Source organism: Paenibacillus sp. A3M_27_13 (assembly GCF_024213315.1).
Classification (GTDB): Bacteria; Bacillota; Bacilli; order Paenibacillales; family Paenibacillaceae; genus Paenibacillus; species Paenibacillus polymyxa_B.
Genome location: NZ_JANAVE010000003.1, coordinates 328,747 through 344,876, shown reverse-complemented (window position 1 = coordinate 344,876; position 16,130 = coordinate 328,747). Strand labels below are relative to the sequence as shown.

The following is a 16,130-nucleotide window of genomic DNA, read 5'->3' as shown; positions in this document are numbered from 1 at the left end:
GGCATTAATGTTACTCTAGTCTATGAACCAGGCTATAATTCTTAAATAAAGGGGTAGACCAACGAATGAAATCACTGAAATCTATCAAAAAACCTGTCATCATCACTGCCGTATCCGCCTTGGCCATATCCGGGGCTCTTTTCAGCCAATCCACATATGCCGCACAAGTGACTAAGCCGATCCAAGCAGTATATAACAATATCAAAATCATCTACAACGGAACCGAGGTTCCTTATGATGCCAAAACAGAACCGTTCCTGCTGGATGGCGTAACGTATATCCCACTGAAGCTGGCAGGTACAGCTTTGGATAAAAAGGTAACATGGGATGGTACAAACAAACGCGTAGTCATTGCCGACAACGGCGTTCCGATTGATCAATCTACAGTGACGGCGTTGAACAACCAGATTACGACGCTGACTCAAGAGCTCAACACAGCAAAAGCAGCAAACACGACGAAAGACGCTACCATCGCTCAATTGCAAAAAGACAACCAGACGCTAAAAGATGAAGCGAGTAAAAACAGCTCTAGCTCCTTGAAGGATCTCCAAAAGAAACTGAACGATGATCACAGCGATGATTACAGCACCAACTCGGATATCACGTTGGATGGTAACAAAAGCGATATTACGGTGACCATCGAAATGACAAAATCCAGATGGACTGAACTATCCGACAGTAGAAAGAGAAGCTACTTGGAGGACATCGTGGATGATATTTTGAAAGAGTACAAAGATGCCGATGTAGAGGGTACGGTTAAAAACTCCAGCAATAGGGATAAAATGGCGACCTTTACAACCAACAGTAGAGGCGATGTTACCTTGAAGGATGTAGCTTCATCTTTGGATAAAAGCAGTATCCAACGTAGTTTGTCCGATAGATATGGCACCTATGCCGGAGTCGGCTTTGATTTCACCGTAAGAGGCGACAGCAGTGAAGCTATCGTTGAAGTTTATGTAAATTCGGATGATTGGAATAAAATGTCAAATACTCAAAGAAACAACCTAACAGACGGCGTTGTTGATTATCTTAAAGACAAAGAGTCTGTATCCAAGGTCGTGGGATATATCCGCAATAAAGGGAACGGCAATCAAATCATTACCTTCTAAGATAATCTTTCAAAAAAAGCGACAAAGGCCCTTAAGCCTTTGTCGCTTTTTTATGATGTACAAGCAACATACATTCCACTACTTAATTAATCTGCCAACAGAAGTAATATATTTTATATAATCTTCATCCGCATTGGTTGTATCGATATTCATTGTATAAACCAAATTACCAGGACTGGTTATTTTAACTTTGTAAAACATATTGGGTTTAGAATAAGGATATACACTATAGGTCCCTTTGCTATAAACAATCATAGGATTAAAGTCAATTTGCTTGAAGGCGGGCGATAAGTCGCTCTTATACGTAGCATAAATATTTAATAACTCTTTTTTTTGATCCCAGTCAAAGGAAATAAGATCAAACGCATTCGCATCAATGACTTGGGCCAAGTCTTGTCCCTTAAACCTCATAAGAACTGGACTTTCCGTAAAGCTATCATGTCTTAGTTTCAATAAGCCACGTTTGGGATCCCATTCCATCTTCGCATCTGTATCCTTCAACAAAATGGATACCGGCAAAAACATTGCGTTGCTTTTCATGATGGGGACTGTGTCCATTGTCATCGGCTCACCGTTAACTGATATTTCGGGTGATCCAATCGTTGCCGTTACATTACGCCCCAACAGATCGACAGCAGCCGTCTTGTTCGCTGCATTATAAGTTACTTTGCCACCCAGTATATCCTCAGCCACTTGGAGCGGTATAAGCAGCCTTCCCTTCGTATCCACAAAGGGGGATGCAGGGTAGGTGTATAAAACGTAATGATCATTGACCTTCAAGTGTATGGGGGTATGAGCTTGAGCTGATGTCGAATTCGAGTGTGCAGTAGCAAAACTTAGTACAATCATAATACTGATTAATAACCTGATTTTCATAATGCCCTCCTAATTATTTTGTTTAGGCTCAAAACCAAAATTACGGTGGAGGAGTCCAGTTGAGTATGCTTAACATGGAAAAACATCTGCCAAGCCACATTGTTGTAAGTCCCACCCAACAACAAAGGAAATGACAGATGCTACTCAGTATATTTTAGCTTGAGCCATTGTTTAACTAATTGTTCTTATCGGTTTGGATTTCTGATCCATACACTTGGACCAAAATGAGTAATATAATCGGTGGGCCAATCAATCGTACCGAACCACTGACTTCCATCCCAAAACGAGTAATCCCGATAGTCATCCCATGGATAATAATAATCTGAATTGAATTTAGAGACTACCAATTCTGAAAACTCCCCATTGATAGCACTTCCATAGATATTGCTGCCATCAAAGTTTTTTTTCGCTATTGCTGTCACTCTCTTAACAGACATGGATGATAGGTCTGAAGAGTCAAAAGAGGTTTGCATAACGACGATTTGATTGTAGTAGGCTAACAGATAAGCGTTATAGGTACTATTATCAATATAAAATTTAACTGAATTAAATCCCTCGTAATTTACCCACGACTCTGTAGAATATCTATAATCTCCATTTTTAATGTATCCTAAGTATCTTTTTTGGCCCGTTTGAAAGGAAAATCCCCCCTCGATTTTCCGTCCATTCTTCGCATCAAAACCGTAATACGCCCATGGCTGTTCGTTTGCTCCTAGGTCCTCAGCTCTTGGCAGAATCACACGTGCATTAACCCCATCAAAACCATCATAATCCAATTGAACCCTTGAAAAAGCTCCAGTTGTTCCTCCACTCACTTGCGATGGAGTGGGATTATTTTTACTTGATATGGAAACATCATGATTGTTGCTTGGTTCACTCAAAGAGTTTGTTTTCATATAAGTAGCATCCGTTACACTATCCTCTTTTGATTCAACTTTATCCGCCATGCCTACATAACCCTTTTCTGAGCTGTATACTTCTCCATCGAGTGTAAGATATATGTATTCCGACTTGTTAAGCTTCTCCAGATTATGTTGTAGATCACTATTATTCTTACTCTTTAGTGATGTACTATCCGCTGTATTCAGCAGTTCAGCAATAGATGCTTTCGGATTAACAGCGATCTTGTGTTCTTGAAGCTCATGAACTATGGCCCGCTGTTTGAGATTTTCAAAAAATGAAGCATCGTACGTAGTGGACTTAGGTTCCGCATAGGCGAGGCTTCCCGAGAATGCGGAACACATGAGGATAGTTGCTAATCCCATGCTGAAAAACTTATTTTTCCTAAACATACACAAACCTCCTAGTTATTTTTCGAAACTAGCATACCTCCACAATTATATAACGTCAACCATAATTTATAATTTTTACCTAAAAGTAGAACGAAGTATTTTACATATCATAGTGTATAGAAGGCTCAACTACATATCAAAAAAAAGAGAGGAATAGTGGTCAAAGACATTTCAAAGCCTCTTAGCTTTTTTACTATAACCGCCTTACAGGTATACAACGGCTCTTGGGTGCCGATATCTTTCCTATCGCTATATAATTCATAAATACATTAATAATATTTATAAATAGAAAGGTATTTAGCGATGAAAGCAGAATATATCACTGTATTCCAATTTAGAAAGGGGCAAATGTGTATGATGAGAAGTTTTGTTAAACGTAAAGTCAGGAAAAGCATTGCAATAACACTAACATTATTATTAGCAATCGCAAGCGCACCATTAGGTGCAATAGACGCGGCGGCAACAGTGCCAGACCAAAACAAAAAGCAGGATGCGCCAACCTTCTCTAATGTATCGGTTCATGACCCTTCCATTGTCAAAGACGGTGACACTTATTATGTATTTGGGTCACATATCTCTGCGGCGAAGTCAAAAAATCTTACAAACTGGACTTCTTTTGCAAACGGTTACACCACGCCTGGGAACACACTTTACGGGGATTTATCGAAGAATCTGGCCGGATCTTTCGCTTGGGCGGGTGAGAATGATGCGGATAGTAAGGGAGGATTCTCGGTATGGGCGCCCGATGTATTTTGGAATGAGCATTATGTCAATGAGGATGGGACAAAAGGGGCATATATGATTTATTATAGTGCATCTTCCACCTACATTCGTTCCGCGATCGGCATTGCAGTTGCACCCAAAATCGAGGGTCCATATCAATATGTGGATACCATTATACACACTGGTTTTACGAAGGAGACTGCATTCGATAAAGATAGCAAGGTAGATAAAAAATGGACAAATACGCCGATTCAACAACTTATTAAGGAAGGCAAGCTTGAGGGGCCCAGACCGGGATGGTTTAATACCGATGGTTCTTATGCGAATCGGATGTTCCCAAATGCAATCGATGCAAGCGTTTTTTACGATGCAAACGGTCGCTTGTGGATGACGTATGGATCATGGTCCGGGGGAATATTTTTACTGGAGCTAGATAAAGCAACTGGCAAACCCATGTACCCAGGTAAAGATGGAACTACAGAAGACGGTCGGCTCATTGATCGTTATTTTGGCACCAAGATCGCAGGCGGATACGGTGAGTCAGGGGAAGGTCCGTATATTGAATACAACCAGGAGACGGGTTATTACTATTTGTATGTAACCTACGGTGGCCTTGCAGCGGACGGAGGGTATAACATGAGGTTATTCCGTTCCAAGAGTCCGACAGGACCTTATAAAGATGCCAAAGGACAGAATGCTGTTTTGCCAGCAAACACCAAAAATATAACTTATGGCAACAAGTTAATAGGTAATTTCTTGTTCGATAGTAAAATAGGTGACCCCGGTACAGGCACTGGCTACGGCTATGTTTCCCCTGGACACAATTCTGTATACACCGATCCTGCTACTGGACAAATGTTTGTCGTCTTTCATACCCGATTCCCTCATCAGGGGGAGACACATGAGCTGCGTGTACACCAAATGTTCATGAATCAGGAGGACTGGCCCGTCGTAGCTCCTTATCGTTACGGTGGCGAGACGCTTACAAAGCTAGATGAGAAACAATTCTTTGGCGATTATCAATATATTAATCATGGCAGTGATTCTTCGGCTACGATCAAGAATACGCAATTCATTCAGCTTAAAGCAGATTATACCATTGAAGGCGATGTGCAAGGAACATGGCGCAAGTCGGGGGATTCGAATATCCAATTAACACTGGATGGTGCTGTATTGGATGGGGTGTTCTTAAGACAATGGGATCAGGTTACGAATCAATACATCCTGGCGTTTACAGTTTTATCGAATAAAGGTGAGATGGCTTGGGGCAGCAAGCTCCCTGATATGACCGATACGACAGTAGTGGACAGTGTGTATCGTGAATTAGATCTTGGCGATACAAGTCGGGTGACGGCTAGCCTGAATCTTCCGAAGGAAGGCAGTCGGCAATCCCGGATTACCTGGAAAACTTCAGACCAAAGCGTCATTACGGATACAGGTGAAATCAAGCGTCCAGGAATCGGAGAAAAGGCTGCATCTGCCACTTTGACAGCTACCATTACCAAGGGAGAACGTAGTCGGGACAAAATTTTTAACATCACGGTATCCCCTTATGAGAAGGCAACATTGACTGCGTCATACACGTTTGAAAATAATCTGGAGGATCAGCAAGATGCTTTTGCTAATGGCGAAGTTATCGGTGACCGAATCGATCGCCAGGGAGGGAGTGTGTCCTACGCTGAAGGCGTAAGAGGCCAAGCTGTAGTCCTTGATGGAAAGTCGGGCATTGCTCTGCCTGAAGGACTCATATCCAGCTCAGCATATTCCGTGTCACTGTGGGTAAAACCAAGCGAATTGACTCTGCATACACCAACTTTCTTTGGAGCTATGGATAGTAATCACTGGATTAGCCTTTTGCCCAGAGGACCTGAGAAGGATAACACAATGGTCTGGTCCGGCAGCTCATCTTGGTATACTGGCAGTACCGGCCTAAAGATCAAAACAAATGAATGGACACATCTCGCCTTCACTGTAGATCGTGGAATGTTAGCCGTGTATGTGAATGGAAAGATTCAATTTACCGGCTCAGGATTTCCAGATGTCTTTACCTCTAAATCTGGATCATTCAGCTTAGGTGTCAACTGGTGGGACCCTGCGTTCAAAGGATCTATTGATGAGCTGAGTATATTTGAAGGTGCGCTCCCCCCTGCACAGGTGGCGGAGTTAGCGAAGATGAAAGTGAATTAAGACTAATGAATCGTGAGTATCGCTAGTGTCGAAAAGAAAAGCTACAAAAAAGAGAGCGCTGAATAGCGCTCTCTTCCAATGAACCATATAAAATGTAAGAAATATTAATAGGCCAATGCAAAAAGTCCTTTGATGTGGGACAAGTAACGGATGTTACTGCCTTCCTTCATCAAAGTGGCTACAGCGCCTTTCAGTTGGGTGCCATTCGCGCCTACAGTACCAATCGCGTCTGTTCTGCCCAAGCTGCCCAGTGTACCGGAGAATACTGGTGTAAAGCGTTCCATTTTCGCTCCGTTGAAATAAGCGAAGATGTTGTAACCAACTAATTCGCCCATTTGCCAAGCCAACTGTGCAGTTGGTGGGTATGGACGCTCGCCTTCACTCGGGAACACCACTGCACTGTCGCCAGCGAGGAAGATGTCTTCGTGAGAAGTCGATTGCAGCGCACCATTCACAGTTGCGCGACCACGGTTTACTTCAATACCAGATGCGCCAACCAGTGCATTACCTTGTACGCCGCCTGTCCAGATCAGTGTGTTCGTTTTGATCGAACGTCCGTCTTTCAAGAGAACTTCGTCAGCTTTCATTTCTGTAATCGGAACACCCGCTACGATTTGAACGCCACGTTTTTCAAGGCTTGTTACTGCACGATCAACCAGTGGTTGAGGGAAGCCTGCCAAAATAGATGGTCCAGCTTCTACGCAATACAAGTTGATATCTTCGTAGTTAATACCTTTTTCGCGACAAATTGCAGGCAATTTGTCAGCATATTCGCCCACCAGCTCAACGCCAGTCAGACCGCCACCACCGATAACGATTGTAGCGTCCGCTTGGTTACCGGATTGCTTGTAAGCATCCAGACGAGCTTCCACATGTGCGCGAATGCGATTGGCTTCTGCCACTGATTTCAGCGTGAAGCTATGCTCTTGCAGTCCTGGAATACCGAAGTAAGCCGTTTCACTGCCCAGGGAAATAACGAGAGCGTCATAGCTCAACGTAGCGCCACTGGCCAAGGTTACTTTTTTATCGTCAGGCTTGATTTCGGAAACAGTATCCACTTTCAGGATAATTTCCTTGTTACGCAGCAGTTTTTCCAAAGGAAGCGCAACAGCTTTTTCAGCAATTGTACCTGCCGCCAAACGGTGCAGTTCCGTAATAATTTGGTGCGACGCAAAGCGGTTAACCACTGTAATGGTTGCTTGGCTAGCGTCCATATGCTGGCGTGCTGTAAGAGCGGCCAGCAATCCGCCGTATCCGCCGCCCAAGATCAAAATTTGCTTCGACATGTCCATCCTCCGTTCTTGATCAGGTAATTATTTGCTTTCGCGTTGGCGCTCATTCAGAATATCCAGGAAAGCCTGGCTGAAACGCAGCGTTTTTTGTACATTCGGATCTTTAAGCATTTTGAGCAGGCCAAACAGACCTACGCTGCCGTCCGTAGTTTGTACACGGTCATTTGCTTCAATTGCAGCAGAAGCCAATCCTTTAGCCGAATCTGTAACAGGCTTCACAAACTCTCCCATGGAGCTTTTCATATCTCCGATAAAGACAGGGTCAGTCGCCAGACTACGAGCTACATCATAAGCATCGGTCATCAAAGTAACCATCTCAGTCAACTTGGGCAGATTTTCTACCAGCACGGTCAGCGATTGCTGAACCTCCGGTTTCATCAATTGGTCCAATACATCCCGAGACTCTTTGGTAGCTTCTTGTGTTACTGCCACCTCTTGTTGGTTTTCAGACATGCGTGAACGTCCTCCTTTACTGTGAAAATAGAAGTCCATTCCTTTCTCGTAACCTGTATCCATAAACTCTAGCAATAAAACGTGCATTGAATTCACGCCCTTAAACATGCAAGAAGCACAGCTAAAACCGGCCTATACCCTAAAGGGCAAGACTGATTTATCGCAGATGCCAATTGTATATTGCTCAGACGGTATTCTGTTGTTACTGCTGCGGAATATCCCACGAAGCGCTCCTTCGTGACTACAACAGGCCGAAACGGAACCCTATACCTCTATATTACACCTTTCACAACACAATCGTCGAAGAAATTTTAAATTTGCACAAATTTCTGCAAAATTTTTATTGTTATTTTAGATAAAAATTAGAATAAGCTCGATTTTTGTCCAAGTTTCCCTTAAAAAAAGGGTCATTTTATGCTAGAGGAGGGTAATAGAGAGCGTACGTTTCAGTTCGATAATATGAAAATAACACAAAATATATTCATACGGAGGTTTAAAACGATGGCTAAAACATTTGGAGATATGGTTCAAGAAGCGAGACAGCACGTTCAGGGCATTGATTCACAGGAGGCACGTCAGCGAATGGAGGCAAATCCTGATACATTCGTTATCGATGTACAGGACTCCCATGATGCAGGCGCTTGCGGTCTGATTCGCGGAAGCGCCAATATTTCATTGGGCATGCTGCCCATCCGCGCTGACTTGGAGGTTCCACAGGATTTGCGTGACGAACGTCTACGTGACCGCAACCGCCCGATTATCACCACTTGTGGGGCAGGCGGACAAGCTGCATTGGCAGCTTATACACTCCAGCAGATGGGCTTTACCAATGTAGCTTTTATCGAAGGCGGAACAACAGCCTGGAAGGAATCCGGCTTTGAAGTAGAACTGTACTAAGGGACCTACGCTCCAAGAATCGCCCTACGTACGTAGGGTGTCTTCAGAAGTATCAGGATTATCAGGTGCTTCGAAATCATCAGGAGACGGCTGCGGCACACCAGATTCAATGAACTCATCTACATCGCGGGCAGCCTTAACTTGATTGCATTCATTGCAAGCACATACACAATTGACCGGCGTCGTGTGCCCCCCTTTTGCCCGAGGCAGTAAATGATCAATCGTGTCACCGTAGTCTCCGCAAAAAAAGCAAGTATAGCGGTCACGCTTAAGCACATATTGACGAAATTCCTTGTTGCTATACAGTCTGCGCACGGTGTATGGATTAACAATCACCGCCATACGCTCTCTGACCAGGGTCATGGCCAGATCAAGCTCAATCTCTTGATGCCAGCGTCTCCCCTGGTCGGTTTTGCCTCTTAGCCGAATCATGCCATTGCGATTGAGCCGCAATGCCCGGGTATCCGCAGGCTTCAGCCTGCTAAGCAGATGCCGAACCCGTTGCCGGTGGCGCTCACGCGCTTTATCCGTGACCAGCTTCCTGCGGGGGCGTTGTGCCTCCATAGGTAGTGGCGCCTCCAGGCTGTGCGCAGCCGTATTTGCTTCAAGGCTATGCTGCGTCACGGGAGCAGCCGAGGGGTTCGTTTCCTCGCCGGAAGGAGCGGACGTAGCCGCACGTTCTTGCGGGGCCGGGGCCAACCCTCGGCAGGAACGGCAAGGACCACGCCGTGAATAAGGACCAGCCCGGCGACCCGTTCTGCGCTGAAAGTCCGTTAAAGGTTTCATTTCCTGACAATACGTACATTTTTTAATCAGCGGTTTGCTCTCTTCATCCTTGTTCTGCTGCGGTTCTGTCACGTCCACCCCTCCTTTCCTCTGTTGCTCGTGCTTTACGGTTTTCACCAAAACCCGAACTATTGTTAAGTTAGATTCATTTTACCGTTTTCACGTTCCCTTTTCTAGCTACCCGAGTCGTTGGGAACACTTAGGTATAACAAATTTTAATGATTTAGCATACGTTATACAGCGATCCTTGTTCTTCATTCAGCATCATATTGACCGTCTGACGTTTAGCCCCCCTCACTTGGTGGGTAACTTGTTATATATGAAGGAGGGACGCACATGAAAAGGAACCATACGATGATGCAATTTTTCGAGTGGAATGTCGAAGCTGACGGTTCTCACTGGAAGAAGCTTACCCGCCTGGCGCCGGAACTGAAGGCCAAAGGAATTGACGCGATATGGATTCCACCTGTCACCAAAGGCCAATCGCCCGAGGATACGGGATACGGCGTCTATGACCTTTATGATCTGGGCGAATTTGACCAAAAAGGTGCGGTGCGCACCAAATACGGAACCAGGGAAGACCTGCTGGAGGCTGTTGCCGCCTGCGTTCGCCACGGTGTGGCCGTCTATGTCGATCTGGTTATGAACCATAAGGCTGGCGCGGATGAAACCGAAGTGTTCAAGGTCGTCGAGGTCAATCCGGATAACCGCAATGAGGTCATTTCCGAGCCCTTTGATATCGAGGGCTGGACTAAATTTACGTTCCCCGGCCGTCAAGGTCAGTATTCCACATTTCAATGGAACTTTGAACATTTTAACGGAACCGATTACGATGCAAGCCAGGACCGGACAGGAATCTATCGTATTTTAGGTAAAAATAAAAGCTGGAGCGAAAATGTAGATGATGAATTCGGCAATTATGATTATTTAATGTTCGCCAATATTGATTATAATCATCAGGATGTGCGCAAAGAGATGATCCGCTGGGGCAAATGGCTGGTAGATACTCTGCAATGCAACGGATTCCGTCTGGATGCAATCAAGCATATTAATCATGAATTTGTACGAGAGTTTGCTACAGAAATGATTAAAAAACGCGGGCAGGATTTTTATATGGTAGGCGAGTTTTGGAAACCGGATCTGGAATCGTGTCAAAAGTTCCTGGATACCATTGATTATAAAATCGACCTATTTGACGTATCCCTCCACTACAAACTACATAGCGCTTCCTTGGGTGGCAAGGATTTCGATTTAAGCACCATTTTCGAGGATACGCTTGTTCATACCCATCCCCTGAACTCGGTTACTTTTGTCGATAATCATGATTCCCAGCCGCATGAAGCGCTTGAATCCTGGGTGGAGGACTGGTTCAAGCCCAGCGCCTATGCACTTATCTTGCTGCGCAAGGACGGTTATCCCTGCGTATTCTATGGCGATTACTACGGCATCCAGGGACAAACGCCCGTCAAAGGCAAGCAGGCTGAGCTAGACCCGCTTCTATATGCCCGATACCATAAAGCTTATGGTGAGCAAAAAGATTATTTCGATGATCCCCATACGATTGGATGGGTTCGTCAAGGCGTGCCTGAGCTGGAAGGCTCCGGATGTGCTGTGGTGATCACCAACGCAAATGACGGAGAAAAGCGCATGTTCGTAGGCAAACAACATGCAGCGGAAGAATGGATAGATTTGACCGGGCGTCACGATCATACCGTAAAGATTGAGCAGGATGGCTACGGCATATTTCCCGTTCGTGCCGGCAGTGTATCGGTGTGGGCACTTCCCGCAGAGGAAGACAGCCAGGAAACAGAAGAAGAAGCGAACGCTTAATCTATACCCAACACAAAGAGGACAGGATGCGAGGAAGCGCCCTGTCCTCTTTGTGTATGGAAAGTCACTCCGTTACCTTGCTTTGGTTGGCCACAGCCTGCTTCTTAGCCTCTACATGACTCGGATCACCGAGATAAAAGCGCCGGATGGGATCTATATGCTCATCCAGCTCGTACACCAGGGGAATGCCTGTGGGAATATTCAAATCCAGCAATGCGGTTTCGTCCAGATTCTCCATATACTTGATTAAGGCCCGCAAAGTGTTACCATGTGCAGAAATGATAACTCGATCCTTTTTGAGAATCAAAGGTACAATCCGCTGCTTCCAAAACTCACCGACCCGATGCACTGTGTCCTCCAGACTTTCCCCAAGCGGCAGCTCTTCTGGCTTAATATTGCGATAACGCTCTTCCCGATGCGGACTCCGCTCGTCCTTCTCATCCAGCATGGGTGGCCGCACTGTTAGGCTACGCCGCCAGATATGAACCTGCTCCTCGCCGTATTGCACGGCGGAATCCAGCTTGCTAAGCCCTTGAAGAGCACCGTAATGGCGTTCATTCAGCTTCCATGACTTCTGCACAGGTATCCACAGATGATCCAGCTCATCCAAGATGTGATACAGCGTGCGGATAGATCGTTTTAGCACAGAGGCAAATGCCAAATCAAACGTATATCCTGCCTCCTTGAGAATACGTCCTGCCTCAATGGCCTCATGAGTCCCTTGTTCAGTCAGGTCCACGTCCGTCCAGCCCGTAAACAGGTTTTGTCGGTTATACACGCTTTCTCCATGCCTAACCAGCACCACTTGATACATACACTCACTCCTCTCCTGTCTGTCTTTATGTTTTACCCAACTTCTATGTATTTAACGTAAAATGCAATTTTTAAACCGTCTATTTAATACAAAAAAGGACGGCATTCAGCCATCCTTTTCTTCTCACCCTGCACTTAGTCTCTCTTACTGAACTTGGCCAACAGATCCAAAATCCGTACATACAGCCACACTAGAGTCACCAGCAATGCAAAAGCACCATACCATTCCATATATTTGGGTGCACCTTGATCTGCTTGCTCTTCAATAAAATTGAAATCAACCAGCAGATTCAAAGCCGCAATGATCACGATAAATAAACTAATACCAATACCCAGCCAACCCGTTTCATGGATATACGGAACATTCATACCGAAAAAGTTCAAAATAAAATCAACTAGCGTCACCAGAAAAATCGCCATCGTACACAGGACAACGAATGAGATAAAGCCGCGTGTCACCTTGATGATTCGCTGTGTGTACATAAAGAGCATTAAGAACAAAATACCCACGGTCAGCAAAATGGCATTGGCTACAATTCCAGGGTACTCATACTCCATAAAGGCTGAAACGCCACCCAAAGCAAAACCACTCAGAATCGCATATACAGGAGAGAGTAACGGAGCGGTTTTTGGAAAAAAGGATATCGCAAGTGCTACGCCTGCCATACCAATAAAGCCTGCCGTCAGCAAGGATAGCACCTCTACGGTTCCCTCGTAGGTCATGTACCAGGTAATGCTGCCAGAGACGATGAGCAGAACCAGCAGAAGCAACGTTTTGTTCACCGTTCCTCCGATGGTCATGCGTTGTTCACTAGCTTCTCTTTCATCTTCGCGCAAAAAGATGTCATCACGTAAAACCGGATTGCTAAAGCTCATACAGGGTACTCCTTTTCGATGTTGTTGTTTGCTATGCTATATGTATATATCGGCACAATATGAAAAAAGTTTCAGAAAATTTCAAACAAAAAAACTCTAACCTTGCCATACGGCAAAGCTAGAGTTAGAGGGTCAGGTCGTTACAGGTTAAAAATCAGCCGTAGCAATTTGGATGGTGCCTGTCACAGCTCCAGCTGGAGTAGCTTGGAGAGCAGCTACCAGCAACAAAGCCACTTCTAACGTCAGACTATTGGCTGCCGGGATAACATACGTGATCACGGGAGCATTGACACGTGTAACAACCAGATCCACCGGATTGGCACCCGTGTTATTCACGGTAATTGTAGCATTATTACCGCCTTTCAAATTTTCAAAAAAGGATTTACCCACACCCGCAGCGAGATTGTAGATTTGCGAAGGTAAAAGGATCGCCATAAAACTCACCTCCCTTGCGTTTGATAGTGTATTCTATGCTTCCAATCTATGAGCGTAACGTTAAGTGACTCAGTAATAAGACACAATTTAAAAGACTGATAGATTAACATACCCTAAGCTATGCCAAAAAGGAGTTGCCCTCTCAGATCCCTTTCAGAATCTGCGGACAACTCCTTTTTTAAATAATGGAAGTCTCAAACGGTATACAAGCGGCTAGTAGGATTGTATGTTGCCTTTGCTCCCTTATTGCACGTGAATGCTCAATTCCTGCGAGCCGAAACGAGAAGGCGCGGAAACTTTCACGCGGATATTGCCAGCCTCACCCTTTGTACGAATCCAGAATGCAATGCGTCCACCAATTAAGGATAAGCTTGAAGGACCGATCAATTCACCCACTCCCTCGACCTCCACCGAAACAGGATCTGCATAGAACGGCAGGGCATTGCCGTATTCGTCCAGAGCATCCACTACTACTCGGGTTACGTCCCAATCGCCAACTTCCAGCACCATATCATCTGCAGCTACCCGCAGCTCTGTCGGCACCGGATTACGTGAATAGTATTTGCGGGTCACTTCTTGCCCATCTACGTATCCAATGAATACAGCGTCTTCCCACTTCATGCCCCAGTGGCCTGTCAGCTCGTCGATCACGACAGGGGGATGAGGAAGCGCCGGGTACTTCTCTCGGTTCGGACGATAAACACCTTTGCGCTCATGACCGTAGATGAACTCCACCTCATCACAATTGGTGAACACAACCAGCGGCACGATGCCTCCAATATTCCGCTCACCACGCGACCAGTAAGTGACCGGCTCCATAACGATTTCCTGTTCGACGTTCTTCTGGCTCCGGTACACACTCGCTGCAAATTTAGGCAGGCGGAACATATCCATGACACCGTGGTAGCAGATTTTATCACCGGAACCAAAATCAGCATGCGTGTTATAGTCAAAAGCACACCAACCAATCGCCCCGGCAATGCCCTCATCGGCATAGGAAGCATTTTGGACCCGCGTATGGCGCAGTGCATGCTCCATTACCCGTTCCTCCTGGTCAAAACGCTTGGTCGGGTACATATGCCCGTTATATTCCGTTACCAGATAAGGGACCGGATGATCCAGCTTTGTAACGAGAGACGGCTGGCGCAAGCCTGTCGTTTCGCCATCTACGCCTTCTGTATCGTCATACGTATCAAAATTGCGGATTTCCTTAGCCAAATATTTTTTGTGCCCACCATCATGAACAAAATCATTTATCGTATATACATCTTCCAATAGCTCACTGCCTACAATATAACGCACACCACCCGTAGCACGGGTCGGATCTAGCTTTCGTGCTAGCTCATTGGTACGCGTGTACAGATCATGGTCATCCTGCGACTCATTAATTCGTACCCCCCAGATTACAATGGAGGGATGATTACGATCACGGATAATCATGTCCTCTACGTCCCTCACCGCCTGCTCCTTCCACGCTTCACCGCCAATGTGCTGCCAACCCGGAATCTCTTCGAAAACGAGCAATCCGATCTCATCACAACGGTCTAGAAAATGAAGGGACTGAGGGTAGTGGGATGTCCGTACCATATTCAGCCCCAGCTCCTCCTTGAGCACATCTGCATCACGACGCTGCGCTCTTTTAGGCATAGCATAGCCAACGTACGGATAGGACTGGTGACGGTTCAAGCCAAGCAGCTTGATCTTCCGCCCATTCAAGTAAAAACCGTCCGGCTGAAATTCGGCCTCGCGGAAGCCAAAGCGCACGGTCACCTGATCCAACTCTTCTCCGCTTCGTAGCAGCGTCAGCTTCGCTTCATATAGCTTGGGATCATCTATATCCCAAAGTTGCAGGCCGCCCAGCTCTTTCAGCTCCAGCGTTACTTCCGCCGCCGTCACCGCTTCCAGCCCGGTCTCCGCCTTCACGCTCGCTCCGTCCAGCAATTGCAGCGCGACCGTCAAGTCGTCCTCCTGATCGCTGATGCCCTCCAGCTCCACGACCACGTGCACCGTCTTGCTTGCCGCAAGCGGCTCTGGTGTCTGAATGAATACCGTTCCGAGGTGTACAGGCTCCACTATTCGTAGCTGCACTTCGCGGTAAATACCGCCATAGGTCAGATAGTCAATGACTGCCCCAAAGGGAGGGATGTCGTCCCGTTCCGTGGAATCGACAATGACCGTGAGCACATTGGGGCTGCCATATTCGGCAAGTTCGGTCAATTCAACGCTGAACGGTGTATATCCACCTTTATGCTCCCCCGCTTTTACCCCGTTTAGAAATACCTGGGCATAGGTCATGACTCCTTCAAAATCAACATACACTCGCTTACCTTTGGCATCTGCCGGAATGTTCAACTCTCTTTTATACGTAGAAATAAACTGAAATGCCTTGTCGTCAAAATAATTATACGGAAGCTCTACATTGGTGTGCGGCAGCTGAATTGGCTCATACCGACTTGCATCAATGCCTGCGCTTACTTCGCTCTCGACATATTCAGGAAGATAAAACCATTGGTCATTCAACGGCAAAATGGTACGCATGGGCAGTCACCTCAACCTTTTAT

At 45.9% G+C, this 16,130-nt stretch carries 13 protein-coding genes; 4 read left to right on the top strand and 9 right to left on the bottom strand.

Going from position 1 to position 16,130, the window contains the following annotated elements; translation table 11 throughout:
* Nucleotides 1-65 precede the first annotated feature (65 nt).
* Nucleotides 66-1,109: a stalk domain-containing protein gene (locus tag NLX82_RS14495; protein WP_028540816.1), complete on the top strand. Its 1,044-nt coding sequence runs from the start codon at nt 66-68 to the stop codon at nt 1,107-1,109.
* A gap of 78 nt (nt 1,110-1,187) precedes the next feature.
* Here the strand turns inward: NLX82_RS14495 and NLX82_RS14490 are convergent, their stop codons facing one another.
* Both NLX82_RS14490 and NLX82_RS14485 read right to left on the bottom strand, forming a co-directional pair.
* Nucleotides 1,188-1,985, bottom strand: coding sequence for a copper amine oxidase N-terminal domain-containing protein (locus NLX82_RS14490; protein WP_028540817.1), 798 nt, complete (start codon nt 1,983-1,985; stop codon nt 1,188-1,190).
* A gap of 185 nt (nt 1,986-2,170) precedes the next feature.
* Nucleotides 2,171-3,277 carry a hypothetical protein gene (locus NLX82_RS14485; protein WP_254348387.1) on the bottom strand — a complete coding sequence of 369 codons (1,107 nt, stop codon included), beginning with the start codon at nt 3,275-3,277 and terminating at the stop codon, nt 2,171-2,173.
* A 354-nt stretch (nt 3,278-3,631) separates the two neighbouring features.
* On the opposite strand from NLX82_RS14485, the gene NLX82_RS14480 reads away from it, so the two are divergent.
* Nucleotides 3,632-6,187, top strand: a complete 2,556-nt coding sequence (locus tag NLX82_RS14480) for a LamG-like jellyroll fold domain-containing protein (RefSeq protein ID WP_254348385.1) — start codon at nt 3,632-3,634, stop codon at nt 6,185-6,187.
* A 104-nt stretch (nt 6,188-6,291) separates the two neighbouring features.
* On the opposite strand, the gene NLX82_RS14475 is transcribed toward NLX82_RS14480, so the two are convergent.
* Together NLX82_RS14475 and NLX82_RS14470 are read right to left on the bottom strand one after the other, a co-directional pair.
* Entirely contained in the window at nt 6,292-7,473 is a 1,182-nt protein-coding gene (locus tag NLX82_RS14475) for an NAD(P)/FAD-dependent oxidoreductase (protein WP_023990895.1), read from the bottom strand.
* A 27-nt stretch (nt 7,474-7,500) separates the two neighbouring features.
* Entirely contained in the window at nt 7,501-7,932 is a 432-nt protein-coding gene (locus tag NLX82_RS14470; protein WP_013312528.1) for a DUF1641 domain-containing protein, read from the bottom strand.
* Nucleotides 7,933-8,433: 501 nt separating this feature from the next.
* Between NLX82_RS14470 and NLX82_RS14465 the strand changes: the two genes are divergently transcribed.
* Nucleotides 8,434-8,829, top strand: coding sequence for a rhodanese-like domain-containing protein (locus tag NLX82_RS14465; protein ID WP_023990896.1), 396 nt, complete (start codon nt 8,434-8,436; stop codon nt 8,827-8,829).
* 24 nt (nt 8,830-8,853) lie between these two features.
* Here the strand turns inward: NLX82_RS14465 and NLX82_RS14460 are convergent, their stop codons facing one another.
* Nucleotides 8,854-9,687: an HNH endonuclease gene (locus NLX82_RS14460; RefSeq protein WP_254348383.1), complete on the bottom strand. Its 834-nt coding sequence runs from the start codon at nt 9,685-9,687 to the stop codon at nt 8,854-8,856.
* 264 nt (nt 9,688-9,951) lie between these two features.
* On the opposite strand from NLX82_RS14460, the gene NLX82_RS14455 reads away from it, so the two are divergent.
* Entirely contained in the window at nt 9,952-11,445 is a 1,494-nt protein-coding gene (locus NLX82_RS14455) for an alpha-amylase (RefSeq protein WP_023990898.1), read from the top strand.
* Between the two features lie 64 nt (nt 11,446-11,509).
* On the opposite strand, the gene gpmA is transcribed toward NLX82_RS14455, so the two are convergent.
* From gpmA to NLX82_RS14435, 4 genes are all read right to left on the bottom strand, one after another.
* On the bottom strand, nt 11,510-12,259 hold the full coding sequence (gene gpmA, locus NLX82_RS14450) for a 2,3-diphosphoglycerate-dependent phosphoglycerate mutase (RefSeq protein WP_025721385.1): 750 nt from the start codon (nt 12,257-12,259) through the stop codon (nt 11,510-11,512).
* Between the two features lie 134 nt (nt 12,260-12,393).
* Nucleotides 12,394-13,134: a Bax inhibitor-1/YccA family protein gene (locus NLX82_RS14445; protein ID WP_023990900.1), complete on the bottom strand. Its 741-nt coding sequence runs from the start codon at nt 13,132-13,134 to the stop codon at nt 12,394-12,396.
* Between the two features lie 147 nt (nt 13,135-13,281).
* On the bottom strand, nt 13,282-13,569 hold the full coding sequence (locus tag NLX82_RS14440; RefSeq protein WP_023990901.1) for a hypothetical protein: 288 nt from the start codon (nt 13,567-13,569) through the stop codon (nt 13,282-13,284).
* Between the two features lie 243 nt (nt 13,570-13,812).
* The gene (locus NLX82_RS14435; RefSeq protein WP_076264542.1) at nt 13,813-16,107 is read right to left on the bottom strand and encodes a glycoside hydrolase family 2 protein; all 2,295 of its coding nucleotides are present in this window, start codon (nt 16,105-16,107) and stop codon (nt 13,813-13,815) included.
* Nucleotides 16,108-16,130 lie beyond the last annotated feature (23 nt).

What these genes read in the sequence shown, in the direction of transcription:
- NLX82_RS14480 (WP_254348385.1), top strand. Translation starts at nt 3,632, where the DNA reads ATGATGAGAAGTTTTGTTAAACGTAAAGTCAGGAAAAGCATTGCAATA.
- NLX82_RS14475 (WP_023990895.1), bottom strand. Translation starts at nt 7,473, where the DNA reads ATGTCGAAGCAAATTTTGATCTTGGGCGGCGGATACGGCGGATTGCTG.
- gpmA (WP_025721385.1), bottom strand. Translation starts at nt 12,259, where the DNA reads ATGTATCAAGTGGTGCTGGTTAGGCATGGAGAAAGCGTGTATAACCGA.
- NLX82_RS14445 (WP_023990900.1), bottom strand. Translation starts at nt 13,134, where the DNA reads ATGAGCTTTAGCAATCCGGTTTTACGTGATGACATCTTTTTGCGCGAA.
- NLX82_RS14435 (WP_076264542.1), bottom strand. Translation starts at nt 16,107, where the DNA reads ATGCGTACCATTTTGCCGTTGAATGACCAATGGTTTTATCTTCCTGAA.
- NLX82_RS14485 (WP_254348387.1), bottom strand. Translation starts at nt 3,277, where the DNA reads ATGTTTAGGAAAAATAAGTTTTTCAGCATGGGATTAGCAACTATCCTC.
- NLX82_RS14470 (WP_013312528.1), bottom strand. Translation starts at nt 7,932, where the DNA reads ATGTCTGAAAACCAACAAGAGGTGGCAGTAACACAAGAAGCTACCAAA.
- NLX82_RS14495 (WP_028540816.1), top strand. Translation starts at nt 66, where the DNA reads ATGAAATCACTGAAATCTATCAAAAAACCTGTCATCATCACTGCCGTA.
- NLX82_RS14455 (WP_023990898.1), top strand. Translation starts at nt 9,952, where the DNA reads ATGAAAAGGAACCATACGATGATGCAATTTTTCGAGTGGAATGTCGAA.
- NLX82_RS14490 (WP_028540817.1), bottom strand. Translation starts at nt 1,985, where the DNA reads ATGAAAATCAGGTTATTAATCAGTATTATGATTGTACTAAGTTTTGCT.
- NLX82_RS14440 (WP_023990901.1), bottom strand. Translation starts at nt 13,569, where the DNA reads ATGGCGATCCTTTTACCTTCGCAAATCTACAATCTCGCTGCGGGTGTG.
- NLX82_RS14465 (WP_023990896.1), top strand. Translation starts at nt 8,434, where the DNA reads ATGGCTAAAACATTTGGAGATATGGTTCAAGAAGCGAGACAGCACGTT.